The organism is Novosphingobium sp. CCH12-A3, from assembly GCF_001556015.1.
GTDB classification, from domain to species: domain Bacteria; phylum Pseudomonadota; class Alphaproteobacteria; order Sphingomonadales; family Sphingomonadaceae; genus Novosphingobium; species Novosphingobium subterraneum.
The window spans coordinates 1-19066 of the sequence record NZ_LSIA01000228.1; the positions used below are offsets into that span (position 1 = coordinate 1).

At 63.3% G+C, this 19066-nt stretch carries 21 protein-coding genes and 1 pseudogene; 11 read left to right on the top strand and 11 right to left on the bottom strand.

Going from position 1 to position 19066, the window contains the following annotated elements; all coding sequences use genetic code 11:
* Positions 1 to 64 precede the first annotated feature (64 nt).
* From AX703_RS18110 to AX703_RS26845, 4 genes are all read left to right on the top strand, one after another.
* Complete coding sequence (locus AX703_RS18110; RefSeq protein ID WP_082730597.1) at positions 65 to 1642, top strand: SulP family inorganic anion transporter; 1578 nt, start codon at positions 65 to 67, stop codon at positions 1640 to 1642.
* The gene (locus AX703_RS18115; protein WP_056405860.1) at positions 1639 to 2316 is read left to right on the top strand and encodes a carbonic anhydrase; all 678 of its coding nucleotides are present in this window, start codon (positions 1639 to 1641) and stop codon (positions 2314 to 2316) included. Before AX703_RS18110 ends, AX703_RS18115 begins: the two co-directional genes overlap by 4 nt.
* 371 nt (positions 2317 to 2687) lie before the next feature.
* Positions 2688 to 2897 (top strand): hypothetical protein, encoded by a 210-nt coding sequence (locus AX703_RS18120; protein WP_062346048.1) that lies wholly within the window; start codon positions 2688 to 2690, stop codon positions 2895 to 2897.
* Between the two features lie 49 nt (positions 2898 to 2946).
* The gene (locus tag AX703_RS26845) at positions 2947 to 3450 is read left to right on the top strand and encodes an MgtC/SapB family protein (protein WP_082446662.1); all 504 of its coding nucleotides are present in this window, start codon (positions 2947 to 2949) and stop codon (positions 3448 to 3450) included.
* A gap of 149 nt (positions 3451 to 3599) precedes the next feature.
* Here the strand turns inward: AX703_RS26845 and AX703_RS18130 are convergent, their stop codons facing one another.
* The 3 genes from AX703_RS18130 to AX703_RS18140 are packed head-to-tail and all read right to left on the bottom strand — an operon-like array spanning position 3600 to position 5996.
* Positions 3600 to 5159: an IS66 family transposase gene (locus tag AX703_RS18130; RefSeq protein WP_062346055.1), complete on the bottom strand. Its 1560-nt coding sequence runs from the start codon at positions 5157 to 5159 to the stop codon at positions 3600 to 3602.
* 31 nt (positions 5160 to 5190) lie between these two features.
* Positions 5191 to 5547: an IS66 family insertion sequence element accessory protein TnpB gene (gene tnpB / locus AX703_RS18135; protein WP_062346057.1), complete on the bottom strand. Its 357-nt coding sequence runs from the start codon at positions 5545 to 5547 to the stop codon at positions 5191 to 5193.
* Entirely contained in the window at positions 5544 to 5996 is a 453-nt protein-coding gene (locus tag AX703_RS18140) for a transposase (protein WP_062346058.1), read from the bottom strand. Before AX703_RS18140 ends, tnpB begins: the two co-directional genes overlap by 4 nt.
* Before the next feature lie 107 nt (positions 5997 to 6103).
* Here AX703_RS18140 and AX703_RS18145 point away from each other — a divergent pair, with 107 nt between their 5' ends.
* The 3 genes from AX703_RS18145 (at position 6104) to fliE (ending at position 8367) form a co-directional block, all read left to right on the top strand.
* Complete coding sequence (locus tag AX703_RS18145) at positions 6104 to 6709, top strand: DedA family protein (RefSeq protein ID WP_082730525.1); 606 nt, start codon at positions 6104 to 6106, stop codon at positions 6707 to 6709.
* 13 nt (positions 6710 to 6722) lie between these two features.
* Positions 6723 to 7898 (top strand): hypothetical protein, encoded by a 1176-nt coding sequence (locus AX703_RS18150; RefSeq protein ID WP_082730526.1) that lies wholly within the window; start codon positions 6723 to 6725, stop codon positions 7896 to 7898.
* A 118-nt stretch (positions 7899 to 8016) separates the two neighbouring features.
* Positions 8017 to 8367 (top strand): flagellar hook-basal body complex protein FliE, encoded by a 351-nt coding sequence (gene fliE, locus AX703_RS18155; protein ID WP_056060013.1) that lies wholly within the window; start codon positions 8017 to 8019, stop codon positions 8365 to 8367.
* A 454-nt stretch (positions 8368 to 8821) separates the two neighbouring features.
* Here the strand turns inward: fliE and AX703_RS26850 are convergent, their stop codons facing one another.
* The 5 genes from AX703_RS26850 to traA form a co-directional block, all read right to left on the bottom strand.
* Positions 8822 to 9148, bottom strand: coding sequence for a zf-TFIIB domain-containing protein (locus tag AX703_RS26850; protein WP_082730527.1), 327 nt, complete (start codon positions 9146 to 9148; stop codon positions 8822 to 8824).
* 108 nt (positions 9149 to 9256) lie between these two features.
* Positions 9257 to 9571, bottom strand: coding sequence for a hypothetical protein (locus tag AX703_RS18160; RefSeq protein WP_156348781.1), 315 nt, complete (start codon positions 9569 to 9571; stop codon positions 9257 to 9259).
* Between the two features lie 196 nt (positions 9572 to 9767).
* Entirely contained in the window at positions 9768 to 10736 is a 969-nt protein-coding gene (locus AX703_RS18165; protein ID WP_062346062.1) for a magnesium and cobalt transport protein CorA, read from the bottom strand.
* Positions 10737 to 11291: 555 nt separating this feature from the next.
* Complete coding sequence (locus AX703_RS18170; RefSeq protein ID WP_231731397.1) at positions 11292 to 12020, bottom strand: DUF6118 family protein; 729 nt, start codon at positions 12018 to 12020, stop codon at positions 11292 to 11294.
* A gap of 6 nt (positions 12021 to 12026) precedes the next feature.
* Positions 12027 to 14942, bottom strand: a complete 2916-nt coding sequence (gene traA, locus AX703_RS18175) for a Ti-type conjugative transfer relaxase TraA (RefSeq protein WP_062346093.1) — start codon at positions 14940 to 14942, stop codon at positions 12027 to 12029.
* Between the two features lie 173 nt (positions 14943 to 15115).
* Between traA and AX703_RS18180 the strand changes: the two genes are divergently transcribed.
* The 4 genes and pseudogenes from AX703_RS18180 to AX703_RS18195 form a co-directional block, all read left to right on the top strand.
* Entirely contained in the window at positions 15116 to 15424 is a 309-nt protein-coding gene (locus tag AX703_RS18180) for a conjugal transfer protein TraD (RefSeq protein WP_031309918.1), read from the top strand.
* A 37-nt stretch (positions 15425 to 15461) separates the two neighbouring features.
* Positions 15462 to 15686 carry a conjugal transfer protein TraD gene (locus AX703_RS18185; RefSeq protein ID WP_062346064.1) on the top strand — a complete coding sequence of 75 codons (225 nt, stop codon included), beginning with the start codon at positions 15462 to 15464 and terminating at the stop codon, positions 15684 to 15686.
* Positions 15683 to 15973, top strand: coding sequence for a hypothetical protein (locus AX703_RS18190; RefSeq protein ID WP_062346066.1), 291 nt, complete (start codon positions 15683 to 15685; stop codon positions 15971 to 15973). The genes AX703_RS18185 and AX703_RS18190 overlap by 4 nt, the downstream gene beginning before the upstream one ends.
* 6 nt (positions 15974 to 15979) lie before the next feature.
* Positions 15980 to 17155, top strand: a pseudogene (locus AX703_RS18195) (type IV secretory system conjugative DNA transfer family protein); the annotation flags it as partial.
* Between the two features lie 86 nt (positions 17156 to 17241).
* Here the strand turns inward: AX703_RS18195 and AX703_RS28015 are convergent.
* From AX703_RS28015 to AX703_RS18210, 3 genes are all read right to left on the bottom strand, one after another.
* Positions 17242 to 17529 carry a hypothetical protein gene (locus AX703_RS28015; protein WP_197423760.1) on the bottom strand — a complete coding sequence of 96 codons (288 nt, stop codon included), beginning with the start codon at positions 17527 to 17529 and terminating at the stop codon, positions 17242 to 17244.
* Positions 17530 to 17866: 337 nt separating this feature from the next.
* Entirely contained in the window at positions 17867 to 18424 is a 558-nt protein-coding gene (locus tag AX703_RS18205) for a hypothetical protein (protein ID WP_062346076.1), read from the bottom strand.
* Positions 18421 to 19050: a recombinase family protein gene (locus AX703_RS18210; protein WP_062346078.1), complete on the bottom strand. Its 630-nt coding sequence runs from the start codon at positions 19048 to 19050 to the stop codon at positions 18421 to 18423. The genes AX703_RS18205 and AX703_RS18210 overlap by 4 nt, the downstream gene beginning before the upstream one ends.
* Positions 19051 to 19066: the final 16 nt, after the last annotated feature.

The window sequence follows — 19066 nt, forward strand, 5'->3', positions numbered from 1 at the left end:
GGGTCGCTCTCGCCGCCTGATTTAGCTTCGCCGCGGTCCTCGGCGTATGCTTACGGAGACCCTTGTGTCCTCTTCGAAACAACCTCTTGCGTCGTTGCGGACAGATCTGCCCGCATCCATCGTCGTTGCGCTCGTTGCGCTCCCGCTCTGTCTGGGCGTCGCCCTTGCGTCAGGAGCGCCCCTATTTTCTGGCCTGATAGCAGGTATCGTCGGCGGCATTGTAGTTGGCGGCCTGTCCCGGTCTCCGTTGTCCGTCAGCGGTCCTGCCGCGGGCCTTACGGTTATCGTGCTCGACACCATCAATTCCCTACCGAGCTATCCGATCTTTTTGTCGGTAGTGGTTTTGGCGGGCGCGTTGCAGTTGGCATTTTCTACGGCTCGCGCGGGAATCCTGAGCGAATTTATCCCGTCCTCAGTGATCACGGGGATGTTGGCATCGATCGGACTTATTCTTGTTCTCAAACAGATTCCGTTCGCGATCGGCTATGAGGTCGAGGCTGAGGGTAGCTTTCAATTCTCTTCTGGTGACGGGAACACGTTCACCAACCTTTTCGTGTTCCTGAGGCGCAAATTTGAGCCGGGTGCGCTGATCATCAGCCTCGCGGGCCTTGCTTTCCTGTTCTGGTGGAACAGCGCGAAACCCAAGCAGGGTCCGCTCCGTTTCTTGCCAGGCCCCTTGGTGGCCGTCCTGATCGGCGTCATCGGCAATGCGCTGCTCGGGGCGTTTCTACCTTCCTGGAAGATTGGCACGGAGCATCTTGTTCAGGTGCCAGTCTCCAAAAGCCCGGCCGAATTTGCTCAGCTTTTCTCCCTTCCCGATTTTTCGGGTATCGGGAGCAGTGCCGTCTGGATCGCAGCAGCCACGATTGCCATCGTCGCTAGCCTGGAGTCGATGCTCAGCATCAAGGCCATCGACGAGCTCGACCCGCAACGACGCACCACTGACAAGAACTGGGAACTGATGGCCCAGGGTGGCGGCAACATCGTGTCGGGACTGCTGGGAGGGCTGCCAGTCACCTCGGTGATCGTGCGTTCCTCGGCCAACGTCGGTGCGGGCGCGCAGAGCAAGGCGTCGACGATGCTGCATGGGCTATGGCTGCTGTTGTCGGTCGCGTTGATCCCCATGGTGCTCAACCTCATCCCGCTAGCGGCACTCGCGGCGGTGCTGATCGCAACCGGCTACAAGCTTTGCACGCCCCAGCTTTTCCTGGACCGCTACCGACAAGGCTGGACCCAGTTCATCCCGTTCGTAGTAACCGTGATCGCGATCATGTTCACCAACTTGCTCGAAGGCGTCCTGATCGGCCTTGTGATTGGGTTCGTGTTCGTCATAGCGCGTAATTTTCGATCTGCCGTAACGTTTGCATGCGAGGGCAATGATTGCCTCATCCGTGCACGGCGTAACCTGTATTTTATCCACAAATATGAACTTCAGAAGCAACTAAACCGCGTTCCCGAAAATAGCCGGCTTCTGATTGATCTTTCCGCGACGAGCTATGTTGATCTCGATAATGTCGAGATTATTAACTCCTTTATCAAAGCCGCTCGATTCAAGTCGGTAGATGTGGTCGTTCGTGGCGATCTTGCCGAACGGACATCTCCTTTGATCAACGCCCCCGTAGTTGGAGTAAGATTCGCATGAGAGAATATCGACAGCTTCTTCTCGCCAACCGGGCTTGGTCGCAGGAACTTATCGACGAGCGCGCGGACTTCTTCACGCGACAAGCCGATGGCCAGAAGCCAGCGTTCTTGTGGATCGGTTGCTCGGACAGCCGGGTCAGCCCTGAACAGATGACCATGACTCCTCCGGGAGGTATGTTCATTCACCGCAACGTCGCCAACCTTGTTAATCCGAGCGATCTCAACCTGATGGCGGCGCTGCAATATGCAGTCCAGGTGCTCAAGGTTCCGCACATCATTGTGTGCGGTCATTATGGGTGTGGTGGCATCAGGGGGGCATTCGCAGGAGGAGCTACCGGTCAACTCAGGCAGTGGCTCGATCATGCGAGTAGCGTTGTGCGCGATCATGCCGATGAACTTGCAGCGTTGGATGGTGAGGAAGCCAAGCTCAACAGACTCGTTGAAATGAATGTCAGGGATCAGCTGATCAACTTGGCAAGAACCGATATAGTTGAAAGCGCGTGGAAAGACGGCCAACCGCTTTGGTTGCATGGCTGGATTTACGACATTCGCGACGGTCATATCAAACCGCTGATGGAACTGGATGCAGACGCTTCCTTGGAAGAGGTCGGCCGCCCAGATAGCGTCCTTTTCTCGCATCCCGATCATACCAAAAACAGCATCTCTTTGGATTAGGACAAAGGACGCTTATAGAAAGTGTCATTAGTAACACGAGCATCGGCGCGCCACCGTCTTTTCAGGACGCACGTGTGATCGAGTGTTTCATCAAGTAGGAGGCAACGAGCCATGCGTATTGTGAACTGTTTGATGCTCACCGTGTTACCCGGCGGGCTCGCGGCCTGCACGCTCCCGTTCTCGCAAAAGCCTGTCATCAGCACTCCCGTCTATGATCACGTGCCGTGCCGCACCCCAGGGGCCCGGCTCGAAGAGCCGGTCGAATTCGGCGCGGCTTCTCGAGGATCTGATCGACCTGACGCCCAGTCAGGCTCGGCAAGGCCCAAAACGCCGACTTGCGTAGTCGAACGAGGGCCGAAATACCGATCGCGATGATATCTGACGACCCGCTCAAGGAACTTTCTATGTCGGATGATGAGTTTCTATATTTCGAACACAGAGCGCAGGTTGAGGTCGAGCTTGCCGAGAACTCTACCAAACCAGAAGTGATCGACGCCCATCGCAAAATGGCTAACGCTTATTTTGAAAGGCTGGTCGAGCTGAGATTGTCGAGAGTTAAACAGGACCGCGCGCCTCTCTAGTTCCTCCGTATCTCCGTCACAATCAAACAAAGGGTGATCACTATTGACCTTGGTTACCAGTAGTTTCTCAGAAGCCTTATGGCACCTTCTCAGTCTTCTGATCGCCTATGTTCTGGCTCTTCCGATTGGCTGGGATCGAGAAAAAGAGGAGCGAAGCGCCGGCATTCGCACCTTTCCACTCGTTGCCGTCGCCAGCTGTGGCTTTGTGCTCATAGCGATAGCCGTTCTTGGTCGGGAGTCGCTTGGTCAGGCTCGCATCCTTGAAGGCCTGATCACCGGCGTCGGGTTCATCGGCGGCGGAGCGATCCTGAAGCAAGGGAGTCGAACATCAGGGACGGCCACGGCGGCGAGCCTGTGGGCGACAGGGGCCGTTGGTGCCGCGGTCGGATATTCGCTGTACGATATCGCCATCATCATCAGCGCTGTCACCTTCCTGACTCTTCGACTTTCACGTCCACTCAAGAAAACCGCGGGCGAACAGGGCGACAACGTGGATAGCGCACCGGCACTGCCAGGCGGGGCCAACGCCCGACCGGAACCGGATTCAGGATAGTCGATTGCTGCGCGGATCGGATTAAGGTCGGGCGCTACGCGACGACAAATGGTTTCGACCCACATAAGAGTAACCGATGCTCTCAGGCCACAGCGATCCAGGGCATGAGTTCGCCGACGCTGTTGGCGGGATGACCGTAACCGATGCTCTCAGGCCACAGCGATCCAGGGCATGAGTTCGCCGACGCTGTTGGCGGGATGACCGTTGGCGAGCTTGGTGAGCGTGTCGGTCATCCATGCGTGCGGATTGATGCCGGCGATCTTGCAGTTTTCGATGAGCGTGGCGATCACCGCCCAGTTGTCGCCGCCCTCGTCGGAGCCTGCGAACAGCGCGTTTTTGCGGTTCATTGCAATCGGCCGGATCGATCGCTCGACGGTGTTGGAGTCGAGTTCGACACGGCCGTCGTCGAGGAACACGGTCAGGCCAGCCCAACGGTTCAGCGCGTAGCGGATTGCCTCGGCGAGCTTGCTCTTGGCGCTGACCTGGCGAAGCCGGGCATCGAGGTAAAGGCGCAGGTCGTCGACCACGCCGCGGGCGCGTTCGACGCGCAAGGCCCGGCGCTGCTCTGCTGAGGAGCCGCGCACCTCGGCCTCAATGGCGTAGAGCATGGCGACGCGGCGCAGCACCTCAATAGCGACGGGCGATTTGTCCGCGAGCTCGTAAAACTTCCGGCGCACGTGCGACCAACAAAAGGCGAGTTGGATTTGCTGCCGCCGCTTTGCCAGCGCAGTGTAGCCGCCATAGCCATCGACCTGCAGGATGCCGGCGAAGTCGCCCAGATGCGCTTCGGCGCGCTCCGATTTACGGTCGGCGGCATAGACATAAGCAACCATCGGTGGATCAGCGCCGCCCCAGGGACGATCATCGCGCGCGTACGCCCATAGCTGACCGGTCTTGGTCCTTCCGGTTCCCGGGTTGAGCACCGGCGCCGTCGTCTCGTCTGCGAACAGCCGTTCCGATCGTCGCAGTCGCTCGAGAATGTGGTCACGCAACGGACGAAGATACCAGGCTGCCCGTCCGACCCAGTCCGCCAGTGTCGATCGGTCGAGCTGGATGCCTTGCCGGGCATAGATCTGCGCCTGACGATAGAGCGGCAGGTGATCGGCGTACTTGGCCACCAGCACCTGCGCGATGAGCGCTTCGGTGGGAATGCCACCCTCGACTATCCGAGCTGGCGCTGGAGCCTGAACGACCGCGCTCTCGCACGAGCGGCAGCCGTATCGCGGCCGGCGTGTGACCAGGACGCGGAAGGTGGTGGGTACGACGTCGAGGCGCTCGGCCACGTCCTCGCCGATCTGATGCAGCGCACCGCCGCAACAGGGGCAGGCCTTGTCCTCGACATCGACGACCTGCTCGATCCGCTCCAGGTGTGCGGGCAACGAGCCGCGGTTGGTCTTGCGCTGGCGATCGCTCTTGGACTGTGGAGATACCGCTTCGCGGGCAGCCCGGGCTTGACCGAGGGCCGTCTCGACATCTTCTAGGCCGAGCTGAAGTTGGTCGGGATCGAGTTGCTCAGACCGCGCGCCGAACCGATGACGCATGAACGCATCGATGATCGACTGGAGCCGCTCGATCTCGGCATCGGCCTCGCCCTTTGCGAGCGCCAACTCTGCGGCGGCGGCACGTTCCGAAGCCAGTATCCGGGCCTGTTCGAGGGCAAACGCACGGAGCGCTTCGATGTCTTCGGGAAGGTCCGCTTCCATGAGCATGGAGGCATTGAATCAGCAGTCAAAAGCCCCGTCAACCGGCAATCTGCGGGGCGATCGGCCGTCGCCCGCCATGCACCCGGCGCCAGTCCAGACCCTCCAGCAAAGCGCCGAGTTGCGCCGCCGTCAGTCGCATGACGCCGTCCTGGATGCCAGGCCACTTGAAGCCGCCGGACTCCAGCTTCTTGGCCATCAGGCACAGGCCAGTGCCATCCCACCAGACGAGCTTGACCCGGTCCGAACGCTTCGCCCGGAACACGTAGATCACGCCCGAAAAGGGATCGCCGCCGTACTCCTTGCCGACCAGCGCGGCCAACGCGTCAGGCCCTTTGCGGAAATCCACTGGGCGCGTCGCCACCATCACGCGCGCGCCAGCACCAGGTCCGATCATCGGGTTGCCTTTAGCGCTTCGATCACCGCGGCAATCACACCAGCATCGGCGCCGCGCGCGATCTTCACTGCTACACCGTCAATCTCCAGTTCTACCGCAGCCGTTGGCGCACGCCGCCTTCGCCGAACACGACGCGTGGGTGCCGGATCAGGTTGCGCGCTCAACTCGACCACCGCCGGCACGAACGTCGCGGCGGCCGGTTCTGCCGACGAAGGGGCCTGCCCCTGGTCCGCCAATTGCTTGTGCAAATCCTTCCGCCAGGCATAGACCTGCGAAGGGTCAAGGCCATAGCGACGGGCGACGGCGCCGACTCCTTCGTTGCCCGCATAGCACTCCGCGACAATCGACGCCTTGACCTCCGGCGGCCAATCGCGCCGCTTGCCCGCACCGGTGAATATCTCAAACCGCTGCGCGCCCTTGCTCACAGGATCATCACACGGGATTATCATAGGAGTAGCGCCTCGGCCCAAATCAGGCCGCGCAAGCTCAACGCTGGGGATCACCCGCGCAAGGTGGGCCCCGCACAGCGCTTACACATAAGATAAGGAGAAGCAGTTTGGGCCAGTGGATCCAGCAGCTCGTCGACCAGCTCGGCTATCTTGGCGTCGCGGTGCTGATGTTCGCCGAAACCGTGTTCCCGCCGCTCCCCTCGGAGGTCATCATGCCGCTTGCCGGCCTGCGTGTTTCGCGCGGAGCATTGTCGCTGCCGGGCGTGATTGCCGCCGGAGCGGCGGGCGCCATGGCGGGCAATCTCTGCTGGTACGCCGTCGCAAGGATGCTCGGCATCGACCGGCTGCATGGCCTGGTCGATCGGCACGGCCGATGGCTAACGCTCGAATGGCAGGAGGTCGAGCGCGCGAAGACCTGGTTCCGCGGCCACGGTGGCCCGTTCGTCTGCATCGGGCGGATCGTCCCCACGGTGCGATCGGTCGTATCGATCCCGGCCGGGCTCGTGCGGATGCCCCTCGGACCCTTCCTCCTGTGGTCGACGATCGGCACGGCAGCCTGGACCGCGATGCTGGCCGCCGCCGGCTATCTGCTGGGGCAGCGCTATGGGGCGGTCGAGCGCTATGTGGGTCCGGTCTCGACGGCGATCATCATCGCGCTCGTGCTCTGGTACGCTTGGCGGGTAGCCACGTGGGGGCGTCGTCATGGGCGTTGAGGTGCCAAAGCCCATGAGCGACGCCACCATTCGGCGCGCGTTCTGGCGGACCGCCACGGCAAGCCGTGCGGCCGTCATCGTCGACGCCGATGACTATTTCAGGGCCGCCCGCTCCGCGATGCTCAAGGCCAAGCGGCGCATCGTGCTGATCGGCTGGGACTTCGACGCCCGGATCCAGTTCGCCGGGGAGGGGCAGGACGAGGGTCCGCCGACGGTCGGAGCGTTCATCAGCTGGCTGGTCAAGCGCAGTCCCCTGCTCGATATTCACATACTGCGCTGGGATACCGGTGCGCTCAAGACGCTGTTCCATGGCCGAACCCTGTTCACGATCCTGCGCTGGATGCGCGACCGCCAAATCCACCTCAAACTCGACGGGCATCATCCGGTCGCCGGATCGCATCACCAGAAGATCGTGGTGATCGACGACTGCATGGCCTTTTGCGGCGGCATCGACATGACCCGCGAACGATGGGACACGCGAGACCACCAGGACGAGGAACCGCGCCGCGTCCGACCGGACGGCACGCCGCACGGGCCGTGGCATGACGCGGCCATGGCGCTGGAGGGCCCGGTGGCACGCGCCCTCGGTGACGCCTGTCGGGAGCGGTGGCATGCCGCCGGCGGGTATTCGATCGAGCCCGTGACCAATGGCGCGGATTGCTGGCCTGATGGGCTCGAGGCAGACTTCAGGGACGTGCCCGTCGGGATCTCGCGCACGCTGCCAAAGCTCGCCGACCAGGAACCGGTCCACGAGATCGAGGCGCTGTATGTCGCGCTCATCGCGCGGGCGCGGCGGCTGATCTATGCCGAAAGCCAGTATTTCGCCTCCCGGCGGGTCGCGGAGGCAATCGCCAGACGACTCGACGAGACCGGGGCATCCGACGCCGATGGGCATCGAAAGATAGCCGACATCCGCGCCGGTCTGCTCGCCGAGCACCTTGGCGCCAACAAGGACGCGGTCATCGCGAAGTTCGCCGAAACCGGCTCGTTGATCGCAACGATCGCGGCGTTGCAGGCACCGGGTCGCTCGCTACGCGAGTACGAGCTGCCCGAACTGTCTTCGATGGAAAAATGGCTGGCCGACAGCAAGCTGCTCGACCCCGAGGGACCCGACGAGATGTTCGAGCCGTTTTCGCGACGCCGAGGTCTGCTCTTTCACCTGCGGCACCGACACCGCCATCATCCGTGACCCGTACTGCCACGACCAGAAGGACCGGGGGCCAGTCCCGAACAAACATCCTTAACGATTTCTAATCATTCTTGCGCGAAGATGCGCGCTCTATCGTTCGCGTGAGAGGTCGACAGGCATGAATGTGAACGGCGTGGCCGATGTCATGGCGATGCGCAACGCGGTGCTTCAACGAAACGCCGCACTGAGGGATGTCGGCTCGGCTTCGTCGCCGAATGCGCTGCGGGGACCGGATGGCACTGCCCCATCGACGAGCTTTGCCGCGACGATGCAGACCGCGCTTCAAAAGGTGAATGCGCTCCAGGAACAGGAGGATGTCGCGACCGAAGCCTACGAACGAGGCGAGACGACCGATATCGCGACCGTGGCGCTGATACAGCAACGCGCCTCGGTTTCGTTCGAGGCCACCTTGCAGGTCCGGAACAAGGTTCTTTCGGCCTACAAGGACATCATGAGCATGGCCGTCTGATCACAGCCTGCGTCCATCGAGTGCCCGATGGCCGCGGGATGGCTCACCTGCGGTCAAGACTCCGAACCGCCGGTGGTGATGAACGACGATCTTCATGCCGGACGGCGTGATCGCTGCTGTCATTTTGGGCGTATGGCGTGCGAGGTTCATGCATGGGATAAGGCGTAGGCTGCGGCATCTGGTACGCGGGACGGGGTGCGGACGAGGCAGGGTAACCGCCGTAGCTTCCACCCTCATAGGCATGCCCGCCATCCCAGTTGACCCCGCCATGCGTGCCGCTCCAGTTGACGCCGGCACCATGGGACATGACCTGCGCGCCAGCCGGCGCTGCCGCCAAGCCGGCAAGGATCATGATCCCAAGTGTCAGCCCGCATTTTCTGGTCACGCTATTTCTCCCTCCATGCACCGACAACCATGAAACGGCTGCCTGTTCAGAACGCCAGCCGAGTGCGGATCAATGCCGAAACAGACCGCCAAGAAAGCCGCCGGGACGATAGCCGCCGTGGCCACCACGGTCATGCCCGCCACCATGACGTCCACCGCCATGAGATCCTTCATTGTACCCGCCCCAGGGAGCAGGCTGAGCATATCCAGGTGCAGTCGGTTGTGGCGGGTAATCGGGTGCCGGCCTCGACGTCGCCTCGTACGAAGCGTTCTTCTCGATGATCTTGTCGAGTTCGCCGCGGTCCAGCCAGATGCCCCGGCATTGCGGGCAATAGTCGATCTCGACCCCCTGCCGGTCGGCGAGCACGAGGTCGACCCGGCACACGGGGCAGAGCATGCCCTGCAACCGGGTGGTCGCGGGTACTGTTGCGGCATCCGTCATGGTGCATTCCTCTCTTTGGTCGGCACCGCTGGGGCGGTCTGCCCGGGAAGCGCTGCTTTCATCTTAATAGCCATAACCCCCGTAGCGCTGATTGCGCTCCTGGCGCTCATGCCGCCGTTCACGACGTTCCTCGCGGCGATCATGGCGATTGTTGTAGCCATAACCGCCCTGGTAATAGCCGCCACCATTACCGCGCCAGGACTGCTGATGGCCACCGCCTCGATCGCGGTAGGCGTCGCCATATCCGCCGTGTCCTCGGACCTGATTGCCGTAGGACGGGCCGCCATTATGTCCGCCGTAACCGCCATGGGACTGGGCCATCGCGGCCGGCGCAGCAAACGCCAGTGCCGCCGCGGCCAAGATCAAGGATCCTCTCATGACTACCTCCATCAAGCGTGACCGAATGTCACGTCTAGTAGATAGGACCGCGATATTGAATGCAGGCGGAATGCGATCGACAGCTCACATTCACTAACAAGAGATGATATTATATTTATTGCGTAGTCAGGTAAGAGTCATGGCATAAAATTATCTCATCGAACCTTTAAGTGTCTCAAGGCACTTGTACCCTCGACTAGATCCATTTTGCGCGCTTGAACCTGATATAGAGCATGCTGCACACCGTAGCGACCACCGCGAGTACGACGAAATATCCATACTTGGTTTTCAACTCTGGCATGTTTTCGAAGTTCATACCGTAGATGCCTGCGAGGGCAGTCGGCACGGCCAGAATGGCCGCCCAGGCCGCAAGCTGCCGGGTACTCGCACCAGTGCGCTGCTGTTCGAGCAGATTGCTGACCTCAAAGACCGATGTGAGCACTTCGCGAAGGCCACCCACCGTGGTTTCAACTCTATGAATATGGTCTAGCACATCTCGGAAATACGGGATTACCTCCCGGTCGATGCAAGGCATGTCAGGGTGGGTGAGTTTGTTCGCTACCTCGCCCATGGGGCCAAGGACCCGTTGGAACCGCATCAGCTCACGTCGTAGATTGAAGATGCGACTGATTTCCTCCCGGGCCAGGAAAGCGTCAAGCGCCCGTTGCTCCATTATGACGACTTCCTCCTCGATGGCCTCCCCGATCGGCAGATAGCCATCGACGATGAAGTCGATAATGGCGTGCAGAACATAGTCGACACCATGCGCGAGTAGTGACGGCGCCGCCTCAAGCTGGCCGCGCAGCGTGCTGTGCGAGCGTGCCGATCCATGCCGCACGGTGATGACATGACTGGGACCCACGAATATCGCGGTTTCACCGTAGGCGATAACCTGATCCTCAAGCCGGGCAGTCAGCGCGACCACGAACAGCTGATCGCCGTAGACATCGACCTTCGGATGCTGGTGGGCTTTCAGAGCATCCTCAACCGCAAGCGGGTGAAGGCCGTAGTGCTCCTGGAGCTTCCGAAGCTCCTCCTCGGACGGCTCCAGCAGGCCGATCCAGACGAACTCCGCCTTGTCGTCCGAACAAAATGTCGGCTCGTCGATCGAAAGCGACCGGACCCGCTGGCCGTGGCGATAAAGGGAAGCGGCAACAACGCTCATCAGGACCCTCTAAACATTGATAGACAATCGCCCTAACAGGAGACGATCCTTACGTCGCTGCGAACGCCTATCCCCACTGCTGAAGCCTCAGCGCGATCGTAAGCGCAATTTCCCCCGTGCCAGCCAAAAGTCGGAGACATGCTTTTGAAGAATGGTGACATCGGCCCGCATGACCCTCTCTTTCATGATTGCCGGATCGACACCATCGCCTGCGATTCCGTGCTAGGCTGCCCATGCTTTGTCGTTGCTAACCAACGGGCAGGAACGAGCCATGTTCAAGTGACGATCAGCGACCCGCCTCGTTCAGCCAAAGGGCATTCACGGACTCCGCGCGTCCGCCGTCCTCTGCGCTGGTGGGAGCTTGCGTTACCGGCCGGCGTGTGGATTGTCGCTGGAAAGGTGTTGCTGGTGGGTGCCCGCACGCTGGGGCGGTCCGCACTTCGGCATCCATATGCAGTGTTCTCGCTTATCCGTTTATCCGGTCGATCTTCCCGCATCGGTTTCAGAGTTTGGCGGCACCTGGGAGGCAAGTGGCGTTAAGCGCTCATGATATACCTACAGCGGGGGCGCGATCCTGACCGTGCATCGCACCGTCTCGCGCTTGCGGGCTGCGGCCTTGCTGCACCCCTCGATCGTCTCGCGGTTGGCCGTCACGATCCTGTCGGCACCGAGGATCCCGCGGAACGCGGTCGGGCTGGCGCTCTGCATCATCCGCTGCCCTGCTTCCCAAAGGGGAAGGTCGAGCGTTCGCGCTGCCATGCGCTCCGGCCATTGCCAGCTCGCCGGCGCGATCTCGCGCGCGACCAAGCCCGGCACGATCGACCATACAAGGATGCCGATCGCCGCCCCGCCCAGCCCGAACCATAGCTGCCGGTTCTTCTGGTCGACCCGAGTCCATGCCGATCCGGCGAGGCTGCGAAGCTCGGCCATGACGCGGGCCTTGTCCTCGCCGGCCTTGGCGAGCGCCGCCTGGTCCTCGCGCCGGGCGGTGCTGCCTGCTGCGGCGATACGCTGCGCCATCTGCTCGGGCGTCATTGCCAGCGCCGGACTGCGCGCGATCACGTCGTTGATGACCGCGATCCGCTCGGCTGTAGCGTCCACGCCCTGCTGCATCCGCCCCAGCGTCTCGGAATAGTCGGGCACATCGATATGCGCCCGCTCGGCCGCCAGGCCCTCCACGGCACGGCGTAGCAACGCCAGCTCGCGGTCCTGACCTTCTATCACGGCGCGCAACCGGTCGAACGCCTCCGCCGGATCGCCGCCTTCCTGAATATCGTCGTCCATCATCACCTACCGGCTCATGCCACGGTCGCGGTCACGCCCGATGCTGACCGACTGCGCCAGCTCGTTTGCGATCGATCGACCGCGCTCCATTTTCAGTTCCAGCTCAGGCGCGCGCCGGTGCAACGCGGATTCGAGTTGGGGGTCGCGATGCAGCCCGCCCGCCATGCTCTCCATGCGCTTGCCGATCTTCTCCGCGCCCGCATGGTCGCCGGCACGCTCCATGCTGGCCTGCGCCTCCTTCAATCCCTGCCACTGCTCCACGAACCGGCCGGCGCGCTTCTCCGGATCTATGCGGACCTGGCGCTCGGTTTCCATCGCCTTCGCCGCGCCGCTGGTGTTGCCCCCGGCGGCCTGCTCGATCAGCTTGGGATCGCGCGCCAGCGCCGATGCGAGGTCGCGGGCGGCATGGGGCCGAACCTGGTCGAGCGCGTCGCCTGCCTTCGCCAGCGCCTGTTCCTGGTGCGCCAGCACCGGCAAGCCTTTTTCCAGCATCCGGCCTATGTCGGCACCGGCTCGCGCATAACGCTCGATAGCCTTGGCCTGCGAGGGTGGAAGCGGGCGGTCGGCCGTGCTGCGCTCCGGCGACGTCGCACGCTCCGCTGCCGGTTTCGGCCGGAAGCCGTCGAACATGCCCCGCGCCTTGTCGCGGACCTTCGCCACCATTTCACGCGCGCGTTCCGGGAACCGGATCTCGCGCCGATCGGCGAACGCCCGCGCCTGATCCTGCTCGGGCTTGGCGTAATCGCCCGCCATATCCTTGCCCCGGTCGCGCGACAGAGCGCGGACCAGCTGGCGCTGATCGGCGAAGTCGTCGCGACCGTAGTGGAGCTGCACGTCGTCACGGTGCCGCGACAGGCCGACATAGGCGCTGTGCCGGTCCATGCCGGGGGTGGCGAGGACGTGCGCCCGATCGACCGTCACCCCCTGCGATTTGTGGAACGTCGCCGCATAGCCATGATCGACATGGGCATAGTCCTTGGTGTCGAACGCGACGCCGCGCCCGTCATCGAGGCGCACCGCCATGCGCTCGGACGATACCCGCTCGATCGTGGCGAGCGTGCCGTTCTTCACCCCCATGCCGCGTTCGTTGCGCAGGAACATGATGCGGTCGCCGGTCGCGAACTGCCGCTCGCCACGCTCGGCCTTCACCGTCACGTCGTCGCCAAGGTCGCCGCTCGCGCGCAACCGGTCGCGCGCCTCGCCATTGAGGCTCTGCACCTCGGCGTTGGTGTGGGTAAGGATGATCCGGCTCTTGCCCGGCTCGGCCTGACGCGCGCGGTCCCAACCGTCCACTAGCTCGCCCCGGGCCTGCTCGCGAGTGTCGACCGCGTGGACCATACCCTTGCCGTCATAGGCGTGGATCGCCTCACCGGTGCGCCCGGTCGCCAGCGCTCGCGTCGCGTCGCGCTGCCAGTCCTCGCGCTGCCGGCGTATCTCGGTGATCTCGGCCGCGCCGTGGCGCTCGGTGACGCTGCGGAACGCCGCGCCCGCCTCGATCGCCTGCAACTGCTCGGGGTCGCCCACCATCACGACCTTGGCCCCGGCGTCACGCGCCTGGCTCAACACGCGCTCCATCTGACGCGAGCCGATCATGCCGGCCTCGTCCACCACCAGCACGTCCTTGGGGCCTAGCTGCTCGCGGCCCTGCCCCCATGCGTGTTCAAAACTGGCGATGGTGCGAGACTGGATGCCGGACCCGCCTTCAAGGTTTTCGGCCGCGATGCCCGACAACGCCGCACCGCGTACCGTGTAACCAGCGCGCTCCCATCCGTCGCGCGCCACCCCCAACATGGCCGATTTGCCGGTGCCGGCATATCCGATCACGTTGGCGATGCCGCCCGGACCCACTATATGCTCCAACGCGGCTCGCTGCTCTTCCCCCAGCACGAGTCCTTCACTCCCGGCGCGCGTGATTGCCCCCTCCATTGCGTGCGCCGGGAGACCATGCCCGGCCCGGCTCGCCAGCTCGTCGCCGGCGCGCTCAAGCCGGGCCTCCACCGCGATCATATCGCGCGATGTGAACCGCTCCTGGTCGCGTCCGTCCTTCCCCAATGCGACCAGCTCGGGCGATCCCCGAACCGCTCCCATCACCTGGTCGAACTGCTCCTTGCCGTCGCTGTGGCGGAACGCGAACGTCGCAAGGTCGCGGACGGTGAACGTGGCCTGCTGCCGGGTGATCGCGTCCAGCGCGACATTGGGATCGGCGATGATCTTTGCGCCGTTCTCGCGGGCGATGCGCGTGTGATCCTCGATCCGCTCGGCCTCAAGCCCCTGCTCCGGCCTGCGGGATGCTGCCGGGCCGATCTTGTGCTGCGGCTCCAGCCCGATCCCCTGCGCCTCATAGCTGCGATGGTCGATCCGACCCTCCAGCCCAAACTCGGTCATGCGCTCGTTGACGTGCGCGCTCCACGCTTCGCGCCAGTCCTTCAACAGCTCCGTACTATTCCAGTCGCGGTTCTTTTTTCCGAACCCGTCCGGGCCTACATCGCGCATCGTCATCATCACATGCGCGTGCGGCTTCGGACTGCCGTCCTTCGCCTTGTCCCAATGCACGTTGAGGTCCGCGACCATTCCGCGATCGACAAACTGCTTTTTCACGAAATCACGCGCAAGCTGGACGCCCTGCCTTTCGTTCATCTCGCGCGGAATCGAGAACTCGACCTCGCGGGCAAGTTGCGCGTCCTTGCGCTTCTCGCCTGCCTCCACCTCGTTCCATAGCGTTGTGCGATCGTTTAAACGCTCCGGTGCGCCCGCCGGCAACATCACCTCGGAGTGGATGACACCAGCCTTGTTGCTGAAGTCATGATCGCGGTTCAGCCGATCGTCGTGCAGCTCGGACGCGGAACGATAGGCGGCGCTCGCAACGGCGCTCGATCCGTTCGCGCGGCTCACGACTTTGGCAGAGAAATGGTAGATCGCCATGACGCTCTGCACACTGCCTTACTTAGCGCACGTCGGCAACGACGTATAAGCGCGCACTCACACTCTCTGCCGTTCGCATGATTGACTTCGCCGCATTTCTGGATCGGAACGGTTCCTCGCGCGCGCGATCGTGCTACGCTGCGGCTCCCGATCATGGGCGCGAGGGAGAGAAGATGCGCAAGGTCCGCGACTATGACGCCGAACTGCGGGCGCTCGGCGACAAGGCCCGCACGCTCAAGGCGAAGAAGGTCCAGCAGCTCGGCGAACTCGTCACCTCCACCGGGGCCGATGCGCTCGACGCCGATGTGCTGACCGGAGCGCTGCTCCACATCGTCGCCGAAGCGCAGGTTGAGGGAAACCGGGAGGCGTGGCGCTCCGATGGCGCGGCCTTCTTTCAAGGACGCGGGCGCAAGGCTGGGCGACGCACTAGCAGCAATGCACAAGGCGGAAACCAAACTGGCACAGGCGAGGCGCAGGGTTGAAGCCGCCGCGCGCCGCGCCGATACGAGAGGATGGGTCGTGGCCCGCCGCGAACGCACCCGCCACCTGATCGAGCTGGGCGGCCTCGTCCACAAAGCCGGCCTCGTCGATCTGACCGACGATGATCGCGCGACCCTCTACGGCGCGATGCTCGATCTCGCCGCGCGCGCCCAGGGCGAGGATGCCGACAACATGCTGACGCTGTGGAAGCGGCGCGGCAAACGCGCGTTCGACGCGGAAGCGGAAGGGAGTGACGCACCATGACCAGGCTCGATGTCGAAGCGATCCGGGCAGAGGTCCGCGCGCTCGATTATGTCCGCGGCACCCCCGCCGAAATCGCTCTGTGGCGCGAAGGCGATGCCGAAGCCCGCGCCAATCTCGCGATCGAAGGCATGGACCTCGACGCCGACGAACACGCCCTGTTCGACATGCTGCGCGCAGAAGCTGTCCCCCCTCCCCTCGCCACCGCGATCGTTCTCAAGCTGCTCGATCATCCCGACGCCGACCCGGCGCTGGCGATCTCGCCGGCGACGATCCGGGCGGACGGGTAAGCGGCGATGGAATGGTTCCGCCAGCTCGGCCGTGCGCTCCGCAACCTCGCCCGTATCGCGCGCGAACAGCCGATATGGGCGATCACGGCCCTCGTCACCAGTCCGGTCGCGCTGATCCGCCACCTGTTCGGCGTGGTGGTCCTGTTCCTCATCACCGGCCTGGTACTGGGCCTCGGCGTGCCGCTGATCCTCGGCAAGCTGCTCGGCCTGCCCCGCGATTCCAACATCTACCAAATCGTAATGATGCTGACGAGCCTGGTCATCATCCTCGTCACGCTGCGCGCCCTCTTCCAACCGCTGATCCTGCGCTATGGCGGTCCTGCCGGCGATGACACCCACGGTTCGGCCCGCTTCGCCACCGATCGCGAGACGCGCCCGCTCGCCCAAAATGGCGAAGGCCTGCTGATCGGCCGTGATCGCAAATCGGGCAAGCTGCTGCGCTACGCCGGTCCCGCCCATCTGCTGACGATCGCGCCGACGCGCACCGGCAAGGGCGTGGGGACCATCATTCCCAATCTGCTCGACTATCCCGGTTCGGTCATCTGCATCGACCCCAAGGGCGAGAATGCCCGCATCACCGCCCGCTATCGCGCGAAGTTCGGCCCGGTCCATGTCCTCGATCCCTTCGGGGTGACGGGCATCCCCTCAGCCGCGTTCAACCCGCTCGATCGCCTCGACCCTGCCGGCCTCGATCTCGCCGACGACGCCATGACGCTGGCTGACGCGCTGGTCTATGACGCTCCCGGCGAAGCGGGCGAGGCGCATTGGAACGAGGAAGCCAAGGCGCTGATCGCCGGTATCCTCTTGTGGGTGGCCTGTGACCCGCAAGCGCAAGGCCAGGACCGCACGCTGGAAGCCCTGCGCGACTGCCTCACCTTCGCGCCTGATAACTTCCAAAGGATACTGCGGGAAATGTCGCGCAGCACGCAGGCGCGGGGCCTGATCGCGCGTGCCGCCAACCGCCACCTGGGCAAGTCCGACCGCGAAGCGGCCGGCGTGCTGTCGGCCGCGCAGCGCCATACCCATTTTCTCGATTCCCCGCGCATGTCGGCCGTGCTGGGCCGCTCGGATTTCACCTTCGCCGATGTGAAGACGCAGCCCACAACCGTCTATCTGGTGCTGCCGCCCGATCGGCTCGCCACCTATGCCCGGTGGCTGCGCCTGATGCTGGCGCAAGGGTTGGGGTCGGTTCCGGCTGAGGGCGAAATGACACCCTAAGCGAAACGGCAAGAAGTGGTGGCTAGCCGCCGTTCTGTTTCAGTCTAGAGCTACTTGCCCTGCAAGCGGGACCAGACCCAACGCCAGAAGCGTGCTTCGGCCAGCATCAGCTTCACGAGCAATGGCGGTATACCTTGCCGCTCCAATTCCGCTGGGTCGGGCGAAGAGCCGAACGCAACCCGCAATACCGCGATCAGAGCAGCACCTTCGGCAAGCACCAAGACGCCAATGCCTATGGCGCGCAGCCAGCCCCATTGCGCAAGGATGGTTTCTGCCGGATCAGGAACAATCTTGCCTGCGATCCAGATTCCGCCGCACACCAGCGCCAGCGTCCGCATCGCGAGAGCCCGCCGGGGCATCTTTCGATAGCAGATGGCATAAAGAAAGGGCACGAACAGGCACCAATCGAAGAGTGTGGCTGCCTCGCCAAATCGCGGCTGATCTGCCCAAGGATGTGTAGCGCGAAAGTTTAATGCAGCACCAAGCAGGATTGGAAGCATGGCGTAGAACCAGTGCTTTCGTGCAGCTCTTGCAATTGTCTGCAATGCCTCGGCTCCTGCGCTTGATGCCGGATCTTACGCCTACTTTTGGCGAGAGGACAAGGGTGCCTGAACGCCTGGGTTTGGGCGCTTGCTGCCCTTTACCATTCCGCCGGATGGATGTCGATCAAATGGATCAAATGTCAGTGAGATCCTCAGGGTACGTCCCACCGCGCTGGCAGAAGAGCGCCCATGTTTCCTTCCCCTGTGCGGTTACGATCATGCGAACCGGTAAATCGACTGCGAGCGCGATAAGGCCGAGGCGGACAAGCGGGCCAATGCTCCTGTCGCTGATCACCCTGTCAGGGGTGTACCCTGCTGCCACGAGTGTCCATCCGGGCGTTCCGCGTTCGGTAATAGCCGGAGCGAGATGGCCGTCACGTGGCAGATCGGTATCGCGGCCCAGGGTGTATAGGCAGATACTCCAGAAGGCATCTCGCGGTCGTGGTGGGATCAACGCCCATTCCAGCGGGCCGGCATCATCCTGTTCGGGCGCTTGAAAGGCTGCGGCCGGGTCATTTCGGACTCCATCGCGGTACGCGCGCTCTAGCGCCTGCGCGATGGCGCCAGCAGTGTCGACGGCGATCCCGTACTTCCGATTGTAGCGATCCTTGGCGACAATGCCTCGGGCGATTTCGCGAAACCGTGCCTTGCGCCGGGGATCGGGACGCAGCCGTCCAGACGCCCCGGTCATGTCGTCACCGTGACATCAGGGCTCACGTTACCCCGTGCGCGAGCCACGATCCCGGCGACCGTGTTCTTGCTGAGTTCCAGGTCGCGAGCGATCCAGCGATAGCTCCGCCCCTCGGCGATATGCGCCAACACTTTTGGCGCGAGGCGGTCCGACTTGGGCCGCTCCCCCAGTTGTCGGCCGAGTTTGCGGCCACGTGCCCGCGCAGCAGCAAGGCCAGAGCGGACCCGCTCGCTCAGCATGTCGCGCTCGAACTGGGCTATACCTGCGAGCATCGTCGCCATCATCCGCCCATGCGGCGTATCGACCTCGAACGTCATGCCGCTCATCGCGACCACCGACACCCGCCACCCCGAGAGGCGGTTCAGCGTATCGAGCAGATCCTGCGTCGAGCGGCCCCAGCGACTAAGTTCGGTCACCAGGATCGCATCGATGTGACGCGCCTGCGCCAGCTTCATCACCTCGGCACGCGCCGAGCGGTTGGCCTTCATGCCAGAGGCGGTTTCGCGGAACACCTCGACCACCTCATAGCCGCCCCGTTCGGCGAAACCGGCGAGATCGCGCAACTGCCGTTCGCACGACTGGTCGGCTGTAGAAACCCTGGCGTAGATGGCGGCGCGCTGTCCCAATTGAACCCTTCTGGAA

Bases quoted from the DNA above. Each gene is read 5' to 3' on its own strand.
- AX703_RS18190 (WP_062346066.1), top strand. From the start codon at position 15,683: ATGACCAGGCTCGATGTCGAAGCGATCCGGGCAGAGGTCCGCGCGCTC.
- AX703_RS18115 (WP_056405860.1), top strand. From the start codon at position 1,639: ATGAGAGAATATCGACAGCTTCTTCTCGCCAACCGGGCTTGGTCGCAG.
- AX703_RS18205 (WP_062346076.1), bottom strand. From the start codon at position 18,424: ATGACCGGGGCGTCTGGACGGCTGCGTCCCGATCCCCGGCGCAAGGCA.
- tnpB (WP_062346057.1), bottom strand. From the start codon at position 5,547: ATGATCGGACCTGGTGCTGGCGCGCGCGTGATGGTGGCGACGCGCCCA.
- AX703_RS18120 (WP_062346048.1), top strand. From the start codon at position 2,688: ATGATATCTGACGACCCGCTCAAGGAACTTTCTATGTCGGATGATGAG.
- AX703_RS26850 (WP_082730527.1), bottom strand. From the start codon at position 9,148: ATGCTCTGCCCCGTGTGCCGGGTCGACCTCGTGCTCGCCGACCGGCAG.
- AX703_RS18180 (WP_031309918.1), top strand. From the start codon at position 15,116: ATGCGCAAGGTCCGCGACTATGACGCCGAACTGCGGGCGCTCGGCGAC.
- fliE (WP_056060013.1), top strand. From the start codon at position 8,017: ATGAATGTGAACGGCGTGGCCGATGTCATGGCGATGCGCAACGCGGTG.
- AX703_RS18140 (WP_062346058.1), bottom strand. From the start codon at position 5,996: ATGATAATCCCGTGTGATGATCCTGTGAGCAAGGGCGCGCAGCGGTTT.
- AX703_RS18160 (WP_156348781.1), bottom strand. From the start codon at position 9,571: ATGAGAGGATCCTTGATCTTGGCCGCGGCGGCACTGGCGTTTGCTGCG.
- AX703_RS18150 (WP_082730526.1), top strand. From the start codon at position 6,723: ATGAGCGACGCCACCATTCGGCGCGCGTTCTGGCGGACCGCCACGGCA.
- AX703_RS18165 (WP_062346062.1), bottom strand. From the start codon at position 10,736: ATGAGCGTTGTTGCCGCTTCCCTTTATCGCCACGGCCAGCGGGTCCGG.
- AX703_RS18130 (WP_062346055.1), bottom strand. From the start codon at position 5,159: ATGCTCATGGAAGCGGACCTTCCCGAAGACATCGAAGCGCTCCGTGCG.
- AX703_RS28015 (WP_197423760.1), bottom strand. From the start codon at position 17,529: ATGCGGACGCTGGCGCTGGTGTGCGGCGGAATCTGGATCGCAGGCAAG.
- traA (WP_062346093.1), bottom strand. From the start codon at position 14,942: ATGGCGATCTACCATTTCTCTGCCAAAGTCGTGAGCCGCGCGAACGGA.
- AX703_RS18170 (WP_231731397.1), bottom strand. From the start codon at position 12,020: ATGGACGACGATATTCAGGAAGGCGGCGATCCGGCGGAGGCGTTCGAC.